Below are 18,624 nucleotides of genomic sequence, written 5' to 3' on the forward strand. Positions count from 1 at the left end.
GAGTCTGCGCATGGCTGCCTCTCCATTAGAGTAACCACGCAATCATACATGCTGCAATACTTATGTCGTCATGTTTAAAACGGCAACACCGCCCAGCCGCGACAGCAGCTAGAAGCATCAAAACCCCGCCCCAAAACGCACCCCCCGCGTCAGCGGGCTAAAATAAAAGCCATACACATCGCACACGTGCATACACACCCAACTCCGCACGGTCCGTCCGCGCTGGCATATGCACTTCACCCCTCGCCTGCTCGCCGTATGGCAAGATTGGCACCTGCCCAAGGTGCCGGTCTGGTGATCGTGCCGGCTCAAGGGCTGGCCGCCACCAGGGATGGAGCATCATGCCGTTGAAAGACACCCCCAAGGACTGGGTTCTCCGCGCGCCGCAAGCAGGCCGCATGGAACGCATCGAGGCGTTCTTTTCCGGGCACGGCTACGATCCGCATCGCCACGATACCTATGCCATCGGACGGACGTTGTCGGGCGTGCAGCGCTTTCAATATCGTGGCGGAGAGTGCAACAGCGTGCCTGGCGGGACCATTGTGCTGCATCCCGATGAGGTCCATGACGGCGAGGCCGGCACCGAAGCTGGCTTCCAGTACCGGATGATGTATATCGAGCCGGCATTGATCCAGCAGGTGCTGGGCGGCAAGCCGCTGCCCTTTATCAAGAACGGCCTGTCCTCGGATGCGCGGCTGCGCGAAGCGACCGGCGCCTTGCTGCAAAGCATGGAGAGCCCGCTCGATCCGCTGGAGGAAGACGATGCGCTGTTCGATCTCGCGCATGCCCTGAGCGCCGCAGCCGGCGCTCCCGCCAGGCACCAGGGCTGTGACTACCGGGCTGCGGAGATGGCGCGGGGATTTATCCATGGCGCGCTGCACCGCACGGTCACCTTGAGCGAGCTGGAAGCGTGCTGCGGGCGTGATCGCTGGAGCCTGTCGCGCGATTTCCGCCTGCTGTTCGGCACCAGCCCATACCGCTACCTGACCATGCGCCGGCTTGACCTGGTGCGCTCGCTGCTGATGCGGGGCCAGTCGCTGGCCGACGCTGCGCTGGCCGCCGGCTTCACCGATCAGAGCCATATGACGCGTCACTTCGGCAGGGCCTATGGCATGTCGCCTGCCCGCTGGGTAAAGATGCAGCAAAGGGTGCGCTGAGGGCGCCCGCTGAAGGCACCCGCTGAAGGCACCCGCTGAAGGCTTGCACGATCGTACAAGATTTCGCGCGCCGGCCTTGCTAACGTGAGCGTTCATGACAAGGCAAGGAGATACACGCCATGCAACACGATCAGGCAAGCACCCAACACAAAGACATCACGGAATACAAAAGCCTGAACTTCGCACAGAAGCTCGGCTTGATCCATGAGCGCTGGACGCCGAAAGTCATCGCCGAGATGAACGACTACCAGTTCAAGCTGGTGAAGATCGAAGGCGATTTTCTCTGGCACCGCCATGTCGATACCGATGAGGCGTTCATCGTGCTGGAGGGCACGCTGCGCATCGATTTTCGCGACGGGCAAGTGCGGCTATCGGCGGGCGAAATGTTTGTGGTGCCCAAGGGCGTGGAGCACAAACCCTTTGCCGAGACCGAGGTGAAGCTGCTGCTGATCGAGCCCCGGGGCGTAGTGAATACCGGCGAAGCGGGTGGCGAGCGGACGGCGGTCAACGACGTCTGGATCTGACCGCCCTGCCCGCCGTGCCCGCCCTACCCTCCCGGCCCTCAGGCTTTGCTAAGCCTTGCTAAGCTTTGCGATACCGCGCGATGCCGTCCGGGCCCACCTCCATCACGGCCTCTTCCCGGTGCACGAGATAGTTCAGGTGGGCAATGCTCTCGCCCGTTGCCATGCCCAGCAGCCCGGGCTCGCCGCCGATGGGGCGGGAGAATAGCTCGCCGAAGACATCCACCGCCCGCCTGGGCTCGGCCAGCGCGCCGCGCAGCCGGTCCAGCGCCTGATGCTGGCTACGCTCCAGATAATCGATACGCGCATGCAGGCCACGGAACGGCTCGTTGTGGGCCGGCAGCACCAGTACGTCGTCCGGGACTTCCCGGCGCAGCTTGGCGAGCGACGCCAGCCAGTCGCCCATCGGATCGGCATCGGGCTCGGTCGGGAAGACCGACACATTGGAAGAGATGCGCGGCAGGATCTGGTCGCCGCTGATCAGGATCTTCAACGCCTCGCTGTAGAGGCAGGCGTGTTCGGGTGAGTGGCCGTTGCCAACCACGACCCGCCACTGGTGCTCGCCAATCGTCAGGTGCTCGCCGTCGCGCAGGCGCCGGTAACTGTCGGGCAAGGCGTGGACGTACTTGCCGAAGCCGCCAAAGCGCACGCGGTAGGCCTCGATGGCGTTGTCGTCCCAGCCCGCGCGGCGATAAAAGCGCACGCCGTCTTCCGGCGCCTCGCGTCCGGTGTCCGCCGCGAGCACGCGGCAGTTCAGGTATTCCAGCCGGGTCATCCACAGGCGGCAGGCGAACTTGCGGGTCAGCCAGCCGGCCATGCCGATATGGTCGGGGTGCATGTGCGTGACGAAGAGCCGGGTCAGCCCGTCCGCCAGCGCTCCACCCTGCGCGAAAAGGTCGCGCCAGGCGGCGGCGGTTTCGCTGGTCTGCAAGCCGGCGTCGACCCCGGCCCAGCCATTGCCGTCGCGCACCGCCCACAGGTTGATATGGCTCAGCGCAAACGGCATCGGCATGCGGATCCACAACACGCCCGGCACGATCTCAACCGCGCTGCCTGGCGCCGGCGCTTCTCCGCAGGGGTAGTCGAGAACCGGCTTGCTCTCGGGAGAGGGGGTCAAACTCTCGTCGCTCATTTTGTTTTATTCCTTGGGTCCGTGCGGACATGCCGGCTGCGACGCATTGCGCGCAGGATACTGCACCGGCATGGGGCAAGGCTGCGCATCTTGCGTGCGACGCCGTGAGCGATTCTACCGAGGTCTGGCCGTTCGCGCAGCGCACAATAAGGGCGCCCCGCGGCCGTTGAGGCTGGCCGCTATGTCAGCGGCGCTATCGCCACGCCCTTGGCGCCGTGGCGGCGCCAGCCTGCCGGTGGCATGCCGAACTCGCGCTTGAATGCGCGGTTGAAGGCAGCCTCCGACTCGTAGCCCACGTGCTCCGCTACCGCGCCAACCGACTTGCTCCCGCCGCGCAGTTCCTGCGCCGCGATCTGCAGGCGCCAATGCGCCAGGTACTGCATGGGCGGCTGCCCCAAAAGCTCGGTGAAGCGCTGCGCCAGCGCCGAACGCGACAACCCCACCTTGCGCGCGAGCTCGTCGACGGTCCAGGCATAGGCAGGCCGCGCGTGCATCATCGATAACGCGCGCCCGACGAAGCGGTCGCGCACGCCCGCCAGCCATCCTTTCTTGTCCGCTGGCAGCGCATCGATGCAGCGGCGCACCGCCTCCACAAAGAGCAGTTCGGACAACCTGGCAAGGACGATCTCGGTGCCGACCCGCCAGTCCGCCGCCTCGGCCGCCGCAAACTGCAGCGAGGCATCGAGCCAGGCCGAGCGGGGATCGTTGCGCATGTCGATCTTGAAGATGCGCGGCAGCGCGGATAGCAGGGGGTTGCTCAACGTATCGTCGCAAGCCAGGAAGCCGCATACGAGACGCGTGCCGGCTCCGCCGCCGCCGTATGACAGCCGCATCACCTGGCGCGGCGCCTTCTCCAGTTGCGTGGCTAGCAAGGGCCCCACCAGCACGGGCGACAGGTCGAGCACGCTGGCCATGATGTGCGACTCGCCTTGCGGCACCACCAGCAGTTCGCCGGCAGTCAGATGAATGGCCGACATGGGGTCGTCCGCCAGCCGTGCCCAGCAACTCCCTTCGGTAACCAGGTGGAATGACACCACGCGCTCGGAGCGCGGCAGGAACGCGTCGCACAGCGCGGCATCCGCCTCGCCAAGCACGCACCACGGCGCGGTGAATTCTCCGTTGAGATACACCGCGCCGCTCAGGCGTACCACGCGAAGAACATCGGAAACGGCATCCATGAACAAGGCCCGTCAAATCCGGCGTCTCGCGCAAGAACGCTGGACGCCGGAGCATTCGTCAAGACAAGCAACGTGGTGATACTACACCCACCCCATGCGCGACAAAACCAGTCCGCAGGGCTTGTCATTCGCACGGATGCCGCCGGGCTACCGGCACCGCGCGTGCAAACCGCCAAGGAGACACGATATGCGCAACGAGAAAACCTATCAGGGCAGCTGCTTTTGCGGTGCGGTGCAGTTCACGGTCAGCGGCGAGCCCGCCGGCATGGGCTACTGCCATTGCGAGTCCTGCCGCACCTGGTCCGCGGGTCCCGTCAACGCCTTCACGCTGTGGAAACCCGAGGCGGTGCATGTCACGCAGGGCGCCGGCAATATCGGCACGTACAACAAGACGGCGAACAGCTATCGCAAATGGTGCAAGACGTGCGGCGGGCACATTTTCACCGAGCATCCGGGCATGGGGCTTACCGATGTGTACGCGGCGGTCATTCCCGGCTTTCCCTATCAACCGGGCATCCATGTGCACTATCAGGAATCGAAGCTGCGGATGCACGACGGCTTGCCCAAGATGAAGGATGTCCCGAAGGAAATGGGCGGATCGGGCGTGAGCGTCGCGGAATGACCGCGTCGCCGCGTTGCGGCCCAATGCCCGATTCCACAAGCTACCAGGAGTACCACCATGTCCGCTGTCCTTTCCGACTCACACCCCGCAGCCGATCTCGGCGCGGTCAAGACCCGCCAGCAGGCCGCATGGTCCGCAGGCAACTATGCCGTCGTAGGCACCACGCTGCAGATCGTCGGCGAGACCCTGTGCGAAGCGCTTGACCTGCGCGCCGGCGCGCGTGTGCTCGACGTCGCCGCCGGCAACGGCAACGCCACGCTGGCGGCCGCGCGCCGCTGGTGCGATGTCACCTCCACCGACTACGTGCCCGCCCTGCTCGAAGCCGGCCGCGCCCGTGCGCAAGCCGAAGGCCACACGATCTGCTTCCAGGAGGCTGACGCGGAAAACCTGCCGTTTCCCGATGCCTCGTTCGATGTGGTGCTGTCCACCTTCGGCGTGATGTTCACCCCTGACCAGGAACAAGCCGCGCGCGAGCTCGCGCGCGTGTGCAAGCCCGGCGGCAGGATCGGGCTGGCCAACTGGACGCCCGAGAGTTTTATCGGCCAGCTGTTCAAGACCATCGGCAAGTACATCCCCCCGCCGCCGGGCGTCAAATCGCCCGCATCATGGGGCACCAAGGCAGCGCTTGAGACCCTGTTCGGCGACGCCGCCCGGGCGATCCACACGGCCACCCGCGAGTTCATCTTCCGCTACCACTCGCCGGCGCACTGGCTCGAAGTGTTCCGCACCTACTATGGCCCGATGCACAAGACGTTCGGCGCGCTAGATGCCGGGAAACAAGCGGCATTCACCGAGGAATTGATGGCGCTGATGGTGAGCCGCAACCGCTCGGGCGATGGCACGCTGGTCTTGCCCAGCGAGTATCTCGAAGTGGTGATCGAACGCAGCCGCTGACGCCCAGCGACAAACGCGCCGTGAAAGGCTGACAACCGTGGGGCAAAAAAACTTCAGCCGTGGTTGCATCCGCCACCATCTCCTGCCCCGCTGGCAACTACCCTCCCCTTCAGCGGGGTACTGAAATTGCTGTGCTGCAGCACACTTACCAACGGCAACTCGATCAACCCCGTTGTTGCCATCCCTTGAGGGTGTAGGCGATCTCCCCGGCCTACACCCCTTTTTCCCCCGCTTCCTCTTGATTTGAGGGGCCAGGACAGGCTGATTCAGCGGCGTTTTCTCATAACCAATCCCCTCTACAGGGGGGATGCAAATAATGAAACCGCCATAGCATCAGGCATTCCACCGTTTTTATTTCAGAGCTTAAAATATTTAAATGTATGCCAAAAATTATCTCGGCTATAGTGCAGCGCACCAATTGACTATTTGATATTTTCGACATTTCATGTCAATTTGGCGGGGGAAGTATTTCAAGAAATGAACAGTTCCGGCCGACGGGCATGAACCGGTTATTTCAGTTTCAAGATCCACATAAACAAATGCAAAAAGCGAGGTCGCAGCCGACGCGGTAGGGTGAGCCACAACACCGCGCAGCCGACCCGCAGGACACATAAATCAACCACGCGGCACGCGCGGCCTGCAAGCGCCGAGCGGCACGTTGTGGAACAAAACGGGGTCCCACCTTCAGGCAAGGGGCAATAGTGCAGCACACAGGGGTATATACACGTCAGGAACTGGACAATTACTTTGCCTCGTACGTAGGGATGGAAGGCGGAAACCCGAGGGCCAATGTCTGGATCTGCGACAGAAGCCCACATCCCTGGTACGAGCGCCTGGCGGGGCCATTACGGCCGAGCACGGAGCCACACGCATGGGATGCGGCGTTTCGCGCGAAGCATCGGGAAGCCATGGGCAAATGGCTGAACCATCAGCGCATTGCCCGCATCATGGCCGCAGCCCGCGCGCAAGCGCTCGGCATCCGGCTGGATGACAATGACTGGAAGGAGTACTACTGGGACCAGCTCTACGCACCCGACGGCGCGGAATTCAAGCTCAACCTGTTTCCCCTGCCCGTCATGCTCGATGGCCTGACACCCTGGTCCAAAGTGTTCCGCGGCCAGTCCGAGCTCGTGCCCAAGGATCGCTACTTGGATCTGTGCCGGCATGGCGGGCGATTCCGCTTCCTGCGCACGCTCTGCGCGCACTGGCGGCCCAAGGTGGTCATCTGCATCGGCTATCGCCAGGCTGAGGACTTCGTGCGGGCATTTGGACTAGATCAGGTCGCATGTGAAGAGCGGCAATTGCAGCCGGCGGACCAGGTAAGGCTGCTGCACGCCTACGAAAGAGACGGCACCACATGGATCCTGTGCCCCGCACTCGCGGGCAGCGCGGGGCTGACCTCCGACGTGCAGCTCAACGCGTTCGGCAAGCTGCTCGGCGCCAGCCTGGCACCAAGCGACTTCGATAGCCGTCCCGCGGCTGCAAGCGGTCCGGGCAGATTGCCGCAGAGCCAGCACGCGCTGTCGGCCGGGAGTGCATCCAGTGCGCTTCCAAGCGGCGGGTATCCTGCCCAACGGAATCACCACCCCGATCCAAGTGAAGCGCGACAACGCAGATCGGACTTCGTGCTCCAGGGCATGTAGCCCCTGGAGCCACTGTTCAGCCTGCCGGCCACCGTAGGGACGCTTTACCTGGCCACCGAGGGCGAAGAGCAAGCCTTCCGGGCCGGGGATGAATTCCATTTGCGCGCCAACGAAGCGCATTCGGAGCGCTACGGGCCGCAGGGCGTGAAGTACATGGTCGGCAGGAAATAGAGCGCCGGGGCTGTCGGCTGCGCGGCGGGATTTGCACCAGCGCCCCGACTCATGCGAACATCCTTCGTTTTTTGGGAGCCCTGCCCATGAAACGATCAACCCTACTCGCATCTTGCCTGGCTCACGCTGGCCGTGGGCCAACCCGCACTCGCGGACACGCTGAAGAAGCCCGGCCTCGAGGCACTGGTCGCCGCCGCGCAGGCCAGCCCGCCGGCCGATTTCAATGCATTCCTGAACGCGGCAGCCAAGGCCAATCCCTCGCTGGCAGGCAGTGTCGCAGCGTACCGACAACACGCCCCGCTGCACGGCGACGACCTGACCAATATCGGGCGCTTGCTGGGCGTCTATAACCGGATTCACAACCACCAGGCGGTGATCAACGCCATCGAGCGCATGGTGGCCTTGCGCACCGTGCGCGACGAAAAGATCCCGCAGCACGAGAACCCCGCCATCATCGCCTTCGGCAAGCTGGTGGAAGGCATGGCCAAGGACTTCGGCCTCACCTTCCGCAACGTGGACAACCGCGTGTTCGAGGTCACGCTGCCGGGCCGGGGCAAGGAAGAATTCGGCTTGCTCACCCACGCCGACGTGGTCCCGGCCGTGGCGGACGAATGGGTGCTGGAGGACGGCACCAGGCTCGATCCGTTCAAGGTCACGCGCGTGGGCGATTTTCTGTACGGCCGCGGCACCATCGACGACAAGGGCTCGATCGCCACCGTGCTGTACGCAATGAAGACCGTGAAAGAGAGCGGCCTGAAGCTCGAGCGCACCATCCGGCTGATGATCGAGACCACCGAGGAAACCGGTGGCGACGGCATGAAGTACTACCGGCAGCACACCACGCTGCCCGAGTACAACATCGTGCTCGACAGCAAATACCCCGCCGTGGTGGCCGAGAAAGGCTCGGGCAGCCTGAAGGTGTTCTTCCTCGTGCAGGCCGCCGACGGCAAGGCTACCGCCATCGTCGCCATGAGCGGCGCGGCCGCCGCCAACGCCGTGCCGCAGACCGCGAGCGCGCAACTCAAGGGCGGCGACCTGAACGCGGCCCGCGCCCGGCTTGAAGCAGCACGCGCCGCCTTTATCGAGAAATACGCGCCGCAGGGCAGGTTCGCGATCGATATCACCCAGGGCGCCGACAGCCTGGAGGTCAAGGTCACCGGCAGTTCCGCCCACGGCTCCCGGCCCGAGGAAGGCGTGAATCCCCTGCCGCGCCTGACGCTGTTCCTGCGGGAATCCGGCATCGCGCTGGCCGACAACCACTACGCCCGGGCAGCAAAGTACCTCGACGACCTGTACGGCACCGGCTACCTCGGCGAAAAAATGGGCGTGGCCTACAAGGACGACTTCATGGGCCCGCTCACCCTGTCGCCCAACCTGGTCCGGGAAAAGGACGGCCAGCTGGAAGTCACCGCCAACGTCCGCATGCCGCGCGGCAACACGCCGCAGGCACTGTCCAAGGCCGTGGCCGACAAGATCAACGCCTGGGCCGCCGCCAACCACGCGACGGTGACCATCAGCCACGACCAAGGCGACTGGATGGCGCGCGACCCGAAGGGCGCGTGGCTGTCCACGCTGCTCAATATCTTTGGCGACACCACGGGGCTGGAAGCCAAACCCGTGCCCACCGCCGGCAGCACGACCGCCAAGCTGATGCCGAACGCCATCAACTTCGGCCCCGCCATGCCCGGCAAGAAGTACACCGCGCACAACGCCAAGGAGTACAAGGAAGTCGCCGACCTGGACCTGGACATGCAGATGTTCACCGAGATGCTGATCCGCATCGGGGATCTGAAGGCGATGCAGTAACACGGCGCGCGCCGGTCGGTCGCCGGCGTTCAGCGCGCGGCAAGGCGCTCAGCGCAGATCGCCCAGCACCGTGGCGCGCGTGAAATCCTCGATGTTGTCGAGCAGCGCGTCCAGCGCCTTGCCGGCACCTTCCACATCCGCCTTGAAAATGGCCGCGGCCACGGCGGCATGCAGTTTTGCCATCTGTGGCAGGTCCGCCGCCTGCTTGTAGTGGAAGTACCAGAAGCGGCGCGACAGCCCGTGCATCAGGCGCATCGCGCCCTCTGCGAACTCGTTGCGGGCAGCCACCAGGCTCAGCTCATTGAACTCGCGGTCGGCACGGATAAAGGACACATCGTCCCCGGACTTGGAGGCCCGGGCAAACTCCTCCGCCAACCGCTTGAACTGCGCGCGCTCCTCGGGCGTGGCGCGGCGCGCCGCGCTGCGGCAGATCAGGCGCTCTACCTCGCGGCGGGTCTCCAGCAGCTTGAGCTGCTTGGCGACGTCGATCTGCGGCACCAGCAAGCCGCGCTGTGGCAACACCACCACCAGATGCTCGCGGGCAAGGCGCTGGATCGCCTCGCGGATCGGCGTGCGGCCGATGCCGGTCATCTCGCTGAGCTGCAACTCGGAGACCGAGGTGCCGGGGGCCAGCCGCAGCGTGATGATGGCCTCTTCGATCTGCTCGTAAGCCAGGTCCGTCAGCCTGCCCTTCTGCACGGGCGAGGTATCCGCCGCATCGTCCGTCTCCACCGCTTCCACTGCCCGAACCTTACTGGCAGATGCCGTTTTCCTGATCATGGCCACCCAGTCAAGTGATGAGATACCAATTGTATATGAGTCATTTGGACAATCTCTCCCAGCCTTTGCGGATCAGCCTTCGCCTGCTATCATCCATCTAATATATTAGTTGTGTTGGAGACCGTATGGATGTGATTCGCGTGGGTCGTGGCCCTGTCAGCGTAGTGGCCGTGCACGGCATCCAGGGCACCCGCGCCGCCTGGCTGCCACTCGCTGGGTCCCTGGCAGCGGACTGCACCTTCATCCTGCCCAACCTGCAAGGACGGGGCCAGGCAGCACGCCCGGACAACGCGCAGGGCTATACGCTAGCGCGTTATGCGGCGGCGTTGCGCGAAGTAATCGGCGTGCACGCCGGTACCGGTCCCTTCGTGCTGGCGGGCTGGAGCATGGGCGTATCCGTGGCGCTTGCGTATGCGCAGGCCTGCCGCCAGGATCCTGCCGCGCCGGCGCCGTCGGGCCTGTTCCTGCTGTCCGGCTCGCCGCATCTGGCAAACGTGCAGTGGTTTCGTGCGACGGACGATACCGCCCTGCGGGCGGAAATCGCGCAACGCGAGCGCCGCCTTGACCTGGCCGAGGCGGCGGACCACAGCGCCGTTGCGTGGACCTGGCAAGCCATCCGCGGTACCGACCAGCGCGCACTACTGCCGCGTATCCGCACGCCAGCGCTGGTGGTGCACGGCCACGACGATGAGGATTCGCCCTGGCCGCACGCCGTCGCGCTGGCGCAGGCCCTGCCCCACGCCGCGCTGACGGGCATCGCCGGTGCCGGGCACAGCGTGCTCACGTACCACACCGCAGCTGTCGGGCAAGCCTTGCGCACCCACCTCCCCCGCCTTTACCCATCCCTACAGGAGTCGCCGTGAGAGTCGAAGATCTCGTGTATTTCTGCGCCCCCGCCCGCCTGATCGTTGGCGCGGGCACGCGTGCGCAATTGCCAGGCCTGCTGGCGCACCTGGGCTACCGCAACGGCGTGCTGGTCACCGATGCGTTCTTCTCCGGGCACACGCCATGGGTCGGCGAGTATGTGGCAGCCGCCCGTGCGGCCGGTATCGAGACGCTGGTCTATGACGGCGGCATGGCGGATCCCACCACCGTGCTATGCGACGCGGCCACCTCGGAGTTGCGGGAACAACTGGCCGGCAAGGCGCCCGACCACGTCATTGCCCTGGGCGGCGGCAGCAACATCGACCTCGCCAAGGCCTTGTGCCTGACGCTGCCCGGCGGCCGGCCAATCCGGGATTTTGCCGGGACGATGCCTGCGGGCACGCAGCCGATCCCCTTGATCGCTCTACCCACGACGTCGGGCACCGGCTCCGAGGCCACGCCCGGCGCCATCCTGGTGGACCCGGACAGCGCCACCAAGATCGCGGTCATGGACAATGCGCTGCGCCCGCGGATCGCGTTGATCGATCCCGAATTCACCTATACCTGCCCGCCACGGGTGACCGCCGATGCCGGCATCGACGCGCTCACGCACGCGCTGGAATCCTTCATCACCGTCGACTCCTCGGCTTACCCGCGCCACGGCAATCCCGATCCGGGCTATAGCGGCCGCTCGGCCCTGACCATGTTGTTCGCACGCGAAGCCATCCGCCTGTGCGCCCGCTACCTGGAACGCGCCTACCGCGACGGCGGCGACATCGAGGCGCGCACCGGCATGTGCTACGCCAGCCTGTATGCCGCGCTGTCGTACGGCAGCGCGGGGCTGAACGCGGTGCACGGCATTGCCTATGCCGTGGCCGGCATGACGCACCGCTCGCACGGCAGCACAAACGCGGTGATGCTGCCTTACGTGCTCGATGCCCTGAAGCAGGAGCGCCATGCCGAACTGACGGAGGTGGCGCGCCTGTTCGGCATCGACGACCAGGACGAGGCGCAGGCCGTGTCGCGCCTGCCGCTGGCCATCCGCGCGCTGGTGGAACGGCTCGGCATCCCAGGCGACCTCGCAGCCTTCGGCATTGCCGAAGCCGCACTGCCGGCGCTCACTACGGACGCCCTCACCGTGACCCGGCTGGCCAGCGCCTTCCCCGTGGAAGACGTGCCGGCGCGCTATGCGGCCATTGTGCAGCGTGCCTGGCATGGCCAGCTCGATCTGACCGGCCCTGCCACAAGTGGCCGCCAGGTTGCTTAACCCGCGCGCATCCGTGTCTTGGTGTTTTCCCTCGGTGTCTTTGTTTACCATTTGAATACGTCTACGATGCAACTAATATATTAGACAAGGCGGCACACCAGCAAGCCGCCATACCCAAAGGAGACAAACATGGATATGTCGGCGGGCGAACAGAAGTTGAGGCCGGGAATCGCCGCCCGGCTCGAACGGTTACCGATGACGAACTATCAGCGCTCGCTGTTCGGCATCATTGCCACGGCCTGGTTCTTCGACTCGATGGACCTGGGCATGATGACGTTCGTGCTGGGCTCCATCAAGGCGGAGTTCGTCCTCACGGCCACGCAGACGGGCTTGCTGGCCAGTTCCAGCTTTCTCGGCATGTTCCTGGGCGCCGCCATTGCCGGCCTGCTGGCCGACCGCTTCGGGCGCAAGCCGGTGTTCCAGGTCAGCATGGTGTTCTGGGGCGTCGGCAGCCTGTTGTGCGGCCTCGCGGACAACGTCACCAGCCTGATGCTGTTTCGCGTGCTGCTTGGCTTCGGCATGGGCATGGAGTTCCCGATCGGATTGTCGATGGTGTCCGAGATCGTGCCGGCCAAGAGCCGTGGCAAATACGTTGCCATCCTGGAAGGATTCTGGCCGATCGGCTTTATCGCCGCCGGCGTACTGACCTACTTCCTGCTCCCTGTCATCGGCTGGCGTGGCATCTTCATCGCCCTGGCGGTTCCCGCCGCCTTCGTGTTCGTGGTGCGCCGGCGCGTGCCGGAATCGCCGCGCTGGCTCGAAGACACCGGCCGCGAGCGCGAAGCCGACAGCACCATGGCGGGCATCGAAGCCCACGTGGAGCGCGCCTGGGGCGCCGCACTCCCGCCAGTGGCCGACAGCTACGCAACCCCGCCGCGTCACAAGCGCAAGGCGTTGTTCGCCGAGTTGTGGCGTGGTCCATATGCAAAGCGCACCGTGATGCTCTGGTCGGTCTGGTTCTTCGCCCTGCTTGGCTACTACGGCCTCACCACCTGGCTTGGCGCCCTGCTGCAGCAGGCGGGCTATGCGGTCACCAAGTCGGTGCTGTACATGGTTTACATCTCGCTGGCCGGCATCCCGGGCTTCATCTTCTCCGCCTGGCTACTGGAGAAGCCCACCTGCGCGCTGATGCTGCTGGGCAGCGCCGCAGCGGCGTACTTATACGGGCAAGCCGCGGTACTGCGGCTGCCAGTAGAGCACTTGATCGCCGCCGGGCTATGCATGCAGTTTTTCCTGTTCGGCATGTGGTCGGTGCTCTATGCCTATACGCCGGAGCTTTACCCGACGCGATCGCGCGCTACCGGGTCCGGATTTGCGTCTTCCATCGGGCGCATCGGTTCGCTTGCGGGCCCTTACCTGGTCGGTGTGTTGCTGCCTGTCACAGGACAGGGCGGGATTTTTACGCTGGGCGCGCTGTCGTTTGTTGTCGCGGCGCTGGCGGTGTTGCTGCTTGGCGTGGAAACCAAGGGACGGGCGCTGGAGGAGGTTTCGCACTAAGCGCGGTCATTCTCGGGACTGGTTTTGTTGTTGCACGGCCCCTCGCGATGCGAGGGCCGTTTTTACTTTGGCGCGAGGGTTGGCGTGGACTTGTCGCCCGCGGCGCCAGCGTCCGCCCCCAACGGCTCAGGGAAAGAAAAAAAGGGTTACGGCGTTGACATATCAATATATCCTACTAATATATTAGTTATGTATCAGATGAAAAGGAGACACGCCATGATGACCGAACGCCAACGCAAATTCCGCGAACAATACAAAGCCGACATCAGCCCCCTCTACAACGGCCTGCTTCACATCACCGTCATGTACGGCGTCGGCATCCTCGCCATCGCGTACTGCCTCACCCATATGTCCGATGCCCGGTGGGAGTGGCTGCTGAACCTGCCGGTGTTCCTCGCGGGCAACTTCGTCGAATGGTTCATGCACAAGTACGTCATGCACCGGAAGATCGATGTGTTCGCCCTGCGTGCCATCTACGAGCGCCACACCCGGCAGCACCACCAGTACTTCACCGACAACGAACCCACCATCGACACCACGCGCGAGTTCCGCATCGTCTTTTTCCCCTGGCGCGTGCTGGCCACGCTGGGCGTTGCGGGCAGCACGCTGTCCTACGTCACCTCGCTGGTGTTCAATGCCAACGCTGCATATGTAGTGTTCCTCACCATGGTGGCGCAGTACCTCGTGTACGAGACCTTCCACTACTGCTGCCACGTGCACGAGAACTGGTTCGTGCGCAACATGCCCTTCATCAACACCATCCGCCGCCATCACACCGCGCATCACAACATGGGCATCATGATGAAGTACAACATGAACCTCACCTTTCCCATCGCCGACTGGTTCATGGGTACCAGCGACCTGCGCCGCGGCCTCCTCGGCCACCTGTTCAACGGCTACAGCAACGCGCATGTGAAGGAGGAACTCAAGCCCATCATCGAGAAGTTCCGCAACGATCATTCACGCGTCACGCTGGACGGACCCGAGTTGACCGAAGACGAGCGCCGCGCGATGGTAGCCTGAGCCACGCCGCGCATCCCGCACCGATGCCCGGGTAGGCAGCCGAATCCAGCGGCATCCGGTGGCCCGCCAGGGCATACCCGATGTCGTGCAGCGGATCCTGAATGGCACCTGCCCAACACCATCGATGCAGGACATCCCGTGCGCGACGTCGATTAATGCTGCGCGCCGGCGCGTTCCTTGACCGGCAGCCAGATCTCCAGCAAGCCCTCGCCCGTGACCGGGTCATAGTCCTCGCTGTAGCGTTCGAAATCCGGCGCGCAAGCCGATTCCATGCCAGACGCGGGCAGCCACTTGTTCCAGATGCTGGTCACGGTATGGTGCAGCGTGGCAATGGGGCCGACATGCCGGAACACCGCGTAGCGCAGCGGAAGCAGCTCGAGGGTGCGGAACTCCGCCGGCAAACCATCCAGGCTTTGCACCTCAACACCGGCGATATAGTCGAAGCCGCCTTTGCCGTCGGGGTTGCAGCACGCGCCATAGGTCACGCCGCCCACCTGTCCGGGCACCTTGCCGATGTGGGGGATAAAGGCATCCCACAAGGCGGGAATGCCCGCGATGGTGTCGACGGTAAAGCGGCCGCCGAAGCCGGCTATCAGGTGGCGCCCACCGGTTTCGAATCGCGGCGGCTGCAGATCTGGCAATGTCTGTTCGTTCATGCGTGGAAGCTCCATGGGTGGAAGTTCGGCTCGAATGGGCCGGGAATCCAGAACGGGAGTGTAGCGCCATCGTGCACGTCCGCCCATTGTGGTGCGGCGGCGCCGTCATGGTGTTGGCTTGGATATTGCATCGGATGGCAGTCGCCGCCGGCTGGCGGTCAACTCAAGCCGCCAACCCAACAAAAGGAAGGAATGCGATGCGAAACATGATGGTGCGCCTGGCTACGCTGGCACTGGCAATGTGCATATGGGCTAGCGGCCCGGGCGTGGCCATGGCCCAGCCCTATCCGGGCAAGCCGATCCGGTTGGTGGTGCCGTTTCCGCCCGCGGGCGCCACGGATGTGATGGGCCGGGCCATCGCCCAGAAGCTATCGGAAGGCCTGGGCCAGCCGGTAACGGTTGAAAACCGCCCCGGTGCGGGCAGCACCATCGGCACCGACCTGGTTGCCAAAGCCGCCCCCGATGGCTACACCTTGCTGCTGGCATCCGGGTCGCTGGCCATTGCGGCCAATCTCTATAGCAAGCTCGGCTTCGACGTGATCAAGAGCTTCGCGCCAGTATCGCTGGTCGGCCATGTACCGCACATGCTGGTGGTCAACCCGAGCGTCCCCGCGAATTCTGTCAAGGAACTTGTCGCGTTGGCCAAGGCAAAGCCGGGTCAGCTTAGCGCGGCATCGCAGGGAAACGGCACCCTGTCGCACCTGGAGCTTGAACTGTTCAAGAGCGCCACCGGCATCGACGTGCTTCATGTCCCCTACAAAGGCAGCAATAACGTGATGCCGGACCTGCTGGCAGGAAACGTCTCCATCTTCTTCGACAGCGTGCCTTCGTCCATGCCGCTGGTGAAGAACGGAAAGCTCAAGGCACTGGGCGTCGTGGGCAGCCAGCGCCTGCCGATGAGCCCCGAAATCCCGACCCTTGCCGAAGCCGGCCTGCCCGGCTTCGACGTCAAGAACTGGTTCGCATTGCTGGCGCCGGCCGGCACGCCGAAGGAGATCGTGCAATTGCTCAACGCCCAGGTGGTAAAGGCTGTATCGGCACCCGACCTGGCGCAGCGGCTGGCCAGCCAGGGCGCCATCCTGGAGTCGAGCACGCCTGAGCAGCTTGCCATGCTGATGAAAACGGACCTGGCGAAATGGGGGAAGGTGGTGAAGGACGCCAACGTGCGCATCAACTAGGGAAGCGAGAGGGCTAACCGGCGCAGCAGAAAAAAATTCTTCCCCGATTTCCGGGGAAGGCTGCACGGTTCTTCTGAACGACGGATTCGGCCGGGAGCGGCCCCTTGCGGCCAGCGACGGCAACGACCGTGGCCGACCCGAGGCGGCCCTAGAGCACGCTCAGCGTTGGACCCTCGTGCCTCTCACCTCCATTTACAACGCCATTGGAAGGCTGAACATATGCATTTCCTTCCAGCGGCCGGTTGAGTTCTCGATCAGTGTCACGGAGCTGCACTTTGTTTCGCCGGCATATCCGGGGCACGGGTGCTGGGCAGCAAGATGGGCGAAAACGCCCTCGCCCGCTTCGGACGCGACGTGCTGGAGCAACCCGGCGTGCGTGCCGTCATCGTGATGATGGGCATCAACGATATCGGCTGGCCCGGCAGCACCTTCGCGCCGTCCGCCCCGGCGGGCTCGGTGGAGGCGATCACCGCCGGATACCGGCAACTGATCGAACGCGCGCACGCCCGCGGCATCCGCGTGGTGGGGGCGACGCTGCCACCGTTCGAGAACGCGTTGCAAGGCACGCCGCTCGAAGGCCACTACACTCCCGCGAAGGATCAGACACGGCAGGCACTGAATGCCTGGATCCGCAGCAGCGGCGCCTTCGATGCCGTGGCGGACTTCGATGCGGCATTGCGCGACCCCGCTCATCCCGCGCGCATGCTGCCGGTCTACGATTCAGGCGACCATCTGCATCCGGGCGACGCGGGCTATGAGGCGATGGCCAAGGCGATCGGGATGGAGATGCTGTTCGGCAACGCATCGGATGCCGGGCAACGGGTGGTTTCGCAGGTTGCGGTGAAGTGAGGCAGTGAGGCTTGCGGGGGAGGAACAGGCGTCTGATGACCTTGGTCTGCAGCCTCGCCAGGTCGCGGCCACGCTTGGATGGCTCCAGGCGACCTGCGTCGGACACTCAGCCGTCGATGGCATGGAGTGCATGCCTGCCCCAAGTCATCATCCTATGTGGTCACGAAACTTGTCCAATAGCCATGCTCGGGCGATCGCCGTAGTCGCCTCGGGACGCTCCATCGATGGGAAGTGGCCACAGCCGGGAAGTTCTTCATATCGGGAGTCGGGCAGACAGCGGCAAGCCGCCGACCGACTTCAATCGACACGAATGTATCCGCCGCGCCCCAGACCAATAGCGTCGGGACATCCACCGACGCAAGCGTGTCCCAATGATCCCGTCGGGTCAGGGTGGCATCCGACTGGCGGGCAAACAGTGCCGCCCCGGAATCCTGTGCCATCTGCACAAACGTCGCTCGCGAGAGCGTGTCCCTCGGTGGAATCGCCTTTTCGGCGAATTCCTGCGTCACGGCTGCATGTTCACCATTGCGGATTCTTGCACTGGTCGCCCGTACGCCAGCAGGATCTGGATGCACGCCGGGGTTGCAATTCATCAACCAAAGTCCTGCCACGCGATCCGGGGCTCTCGCAAGTACCTCGATGGCGAGACAACCACCGTATGCGGTACCGGCTACGATAAAGCGGCCTTTGACCTGGGATAGCAGAAGATCGGCACTCGCGGCGAAACTCTCCTCCGCGAGGACTTTGACTTCCGGGTCGACAATATCCGATAGGCCTTCAATCTGGGCGCGATACAAGCGCGCGTCACACGGCATGGCAGGCAAAAGGACCAGTGCGAGCATCGTGATTGGCTGAGACGTCGTCGATAAGGAGATCAATTCTACTGTGCTCCCCCCGACCAATGACCGCGCCTGGCCAACACCGGTAATGCCCTGGATACCTTGCGCGCCCTGTACGCCGGCGGTGCCGGCCGCTCCCGTGGCCCCCGTCGCGGCACTACCGCCGTCCCCCGCCGCACCCACCCAAGACAACGACCAGGCAAGCCAGTGGCAACGCGGCCTGTTTCGAGATTTTCCCGTTCAGGAATTCGCCTTGCCCCCCCCAACAGGGCACGACCGTGCATCAGCGCACGCTCGGTTCTGGGCGGAAATCCACGGAATCGGGTGTTCCGCAGAGACGGGGCAGGCGCTTCAGTGGCGTTCTCATACTTATGGATGATGTCTTGCCCGGGCGATCTGCACCAGAATTACCAAGGTCTTACCCGCAACGACTACCGGTCGTCACCCGAGGGAGTTCCGCCATGAGGGTATCTAAACACAACGTCTTAAATAATGCAGCATAGTCGTCGTAGTACCTCGTTTGGTCTCTTCCATTGCTGGAAGCAGG

The 18,624-nt window shown here is 64.2% G+C and carries 17 protein-coding genes; 12 read left to right on the forward strand and 5 right to left on the reverse strand.

Annotated features, from left to right (window positions below):
• The first annotated feature begins 341 nt into the window (after positions 1 to 341).
• Positions 342 to 1,157 (forward strand): AraC family transcriptional regulator, encoded by an 816-nt coding sequence (locus tag ACGLHR_RS44130; protein ID WP_400102160.1) that lies wholly within the window; start codon positions 342 to 344, stop codon positions 1,155 to 1,157.
• 119 nt (positions 1,158 to 1,276) lie between these two features.
• Positions 1,277 to 1,681 (forward strand): cupin domain-containing protein, encoded by a 405-nt coding sequence (locus tag ACGLHR_RS44135; RefSeq protein WP_400102161.1) that lies wholly within the window; start codon positions 1,277 to 1,279, stop codon positions 1,679 to 1,681.
• A 58-nt stretch (positions 1,682 to 1,739) separates the two neighbouring features.
• Here the strand turns inward: ACGLHR_RS44135 and ACGLHR_RS44140 are convergent, their stop codons facing one another.
• Positions 1,740 to 2,810, reverse strand: coding sequence for an MBL fold metallo-hydrolase (locus ACGLHR_RS44140; protein ID WP_400102162.1), 1,071 nt, complete (start codon positions 2,808 to 2,810; stop codon positions 1,740 to 1,742).
• Between the two features lie 179 nt (positions 2,811 to 2,989).
• Positions 2,990 to 3,988: an AraC family transcriptional regulator gene (locus tag ACGLHR_RS44145; protein ID WP_400102163.1), complete on the reverse strand. Its 999-nt coding sequence runs from the start codon at positions 3,986 to 3,988 to the stop codon at positions 2,990 to 2,992.
• Between the two features lie 187 nt (positions 3,989 to 4,175).
• Between ACGLHR_RS44145 and ACGLHR_RS44150 the strand changes: the two genes are divergently transcribed.
• The 4 genes from ACGLHR_RS44150 to ACGLHR_RS44165 all read left to right on the forward strand — a co-directional run bounded on the left by ACGLHR_RS44150 (position 4,176) and on the right by ACGLHR_RS44165 (position 9,124).
• Entirely contained in the window at positions 4,176 to 4,610 is a 435-nt protein-coding gene (locus ACGLHR_RS44150) for a GFA family protein (RefSeq protein WP_400102164.1), read from the forward strand.
• 57 nt (positions 4,611 to 4,667) lie between these two features.
• Entirely contained in the window at positions 4,668 to 5,504 is an 837-nt protein-coding gene (locus ACGLHR_RS44155) for a class I SAM-dependent methyltransferase (RefSeq protein WP_400102165.1), read from the forward strand.
• 908 nt (positions 5,505 to 6,412) lie between these two features.
• Positions 6,413 to 7,147, forward strand: coding sequence for an XpsR family transcriptional regulator (locus tag ACGLHR_RS44160; protein ID WP_400102166.1), 735 nt, complete (start codon positions 6,413 to 6,415; stop codon positions 7,145 to 7,147).
• Between the two features lie 303 nt (positions 7,148 to 7,450).
• On the forward strand, positions 7,451 to 9,124 hold the full coding sequence (locus ACGLHR_RS44165; protein WP_400102167.1) for a dipeptidase: 1,674 nt from the start codon (positions 7,451 to 7,453) through the stop codon (positions 9,122 to 9,124).
• A 48-nt stretch (positions 9,125 to 9,172) separates the two neighbouring features.
• Here the strand turns inward: ACGLHR_RS44165 and ACGLHR_RS44170 are convergent, their stop codons facing one another.
• On the reverse strand, positions 9,173 to 9,904 hold the full coding sequence (locus ACGLHR_RS44170) for a GntR family transcriptional regulator (RefSeq protein ID WP_318232586.1): 732 nt from the start codon (positions 9,902 to 9,904) through the stop codon (positions 9,173 to 9,175).
• Between the two features lie 125 nt (positions 9,905 to 10,029).
• Here ACGLHR_RS44170 and ACGLHR_RS44175 point away from each other — a divergent pair, with 125 nt between their 5' ends.
• From ACGLHR_RS44175 to ACGLHR_RS44190, 4 genes are all read left to right on the forward strand, one after another.
• Entirely contained in the window at positions 10,030 to 10,767 is a 738-nt protein-coding gene (locus ACGLHR_RS44175) for an alpha/beta fold hydrolase (protein ID WP_400102168.1), read from the forward strand.
• The gene (locus ACGLHR_RS44180; RefSeq protein WP_400102169.1) at positions 10,764 to 12,035 is read left to right on the forward strand and encodes an iron-containing alcohol dehydrogenase; all 1,272 of its coding nucleotides are present in this window, start codon (positions 10,764 to 10,766) and stop codon (positions 12,033 to 12,035) included. The genes ACGLHR_RS44175 and ACGLHR_RS44180 overlap by 4 nt, the downstream gene beginning before the upstream one ends.
• Before the next feature lie 129 nt (positions 12,036 to 12,164).
• Positions 12,165 to 13,532 carry an MFS transporter gene (locus ACGLHR_RS44185; protein ID WP_400102170.1) on the forward strand — a complete coding sequence of 456 codons (1,368 nt, stop codon included), beginning with the start codon at positions 12,165 to 12,167 and terminating at the stop codon, positions 13,530 to 13,532.
• A gap of 216 nt (positions 13,533 to 13,748) precedes the next feature.
• On the forward strand, positions 13,749 to 14,555 hold the full coding sequence (locus ACGLHR_RS44190) for a fatty acid hydroxylase family protein (protein WP_400102171.1): 807 nt from the start codon (positions 13,749 to 13,751) through the stop codon (positions 14,553 to 14,555).
• 152 nt (positions 14,556 to 14,707) lie between these two features.
• Here ACGLHR_RS44190 and ACGLHR_RS44195 read toward each other — a convergent pair whose 3' ends face one another.
• Positions 14,708 to 15,211, reverse strand: coding sequence for a GyrI-like domain-containing protein (locus ACGLHR_RS44195; protein ID WP_318232581.1), 504 nt, complete (start codon positions 15,209 to 15,211; stop codon positions 14,708 to 14,710).
• Positions 15,212 to 15,408: 197 nt separating this feature from the next.
• Between ACGLHR_RS44195 and ACGLHR_RS44200 the strand changes: the two genes are divergently transcribed.
• Entirely contained in the window at positions 15,409 to 16,389 is a 981-nt protein-coding gene (locus tag ACGLHR_RS44200) for a Bug family tripartite tricarboxylate transporter substrate binding protein (RefSeq protein WP_400102172.1), read from the forward strand.
• Positions 16,390 to 16,677: 288 nt separating this feature from the next.
• Positions 16,678 to 17,238: an SGNH/GDSL hydrolase family protein gene (locus ACGLHR_RS44205; RefSeq protein ID WP_400102174.1), complete on the forward strand. Its 561-nt coding sequence runs from the start codon at positions 16,678 to 16,680 to the stop codon at positions 17,236 to 17,238.
• A 152-nt stretch (positions 17,239 to 17,390) separates the two neighbouring features.
• On the opposite strand, the gene ACGLHR_RS44210 is transcribed toward ACGLHR_RS44205, so the two are convergent.
• Entirely contained in the window at positions 17,391 to 18,080 is a 690-nt protein-coding gene (locus ACGLHR_RS44210) for an alpha/beta fold hydrolase (RefSeq protein ID WP_400102173.1), read from the reverse strand.
• Positions 18,081 to 18,624 lie beyond the last annotated feature (544 nt).

The sequence above is a fragment of the Cupriavidus sp. CuC1 genome (assembly GCF_044627735.1).
In the GTDB taxonomy this organism is placed as follows: domain Bacteria; phylum Pseudomonadota; class Gammaproteobacteria; order Burkholderiales; family Burkholderiaceae; genus Cupriavidus; species Cupriavidus ulmosensis.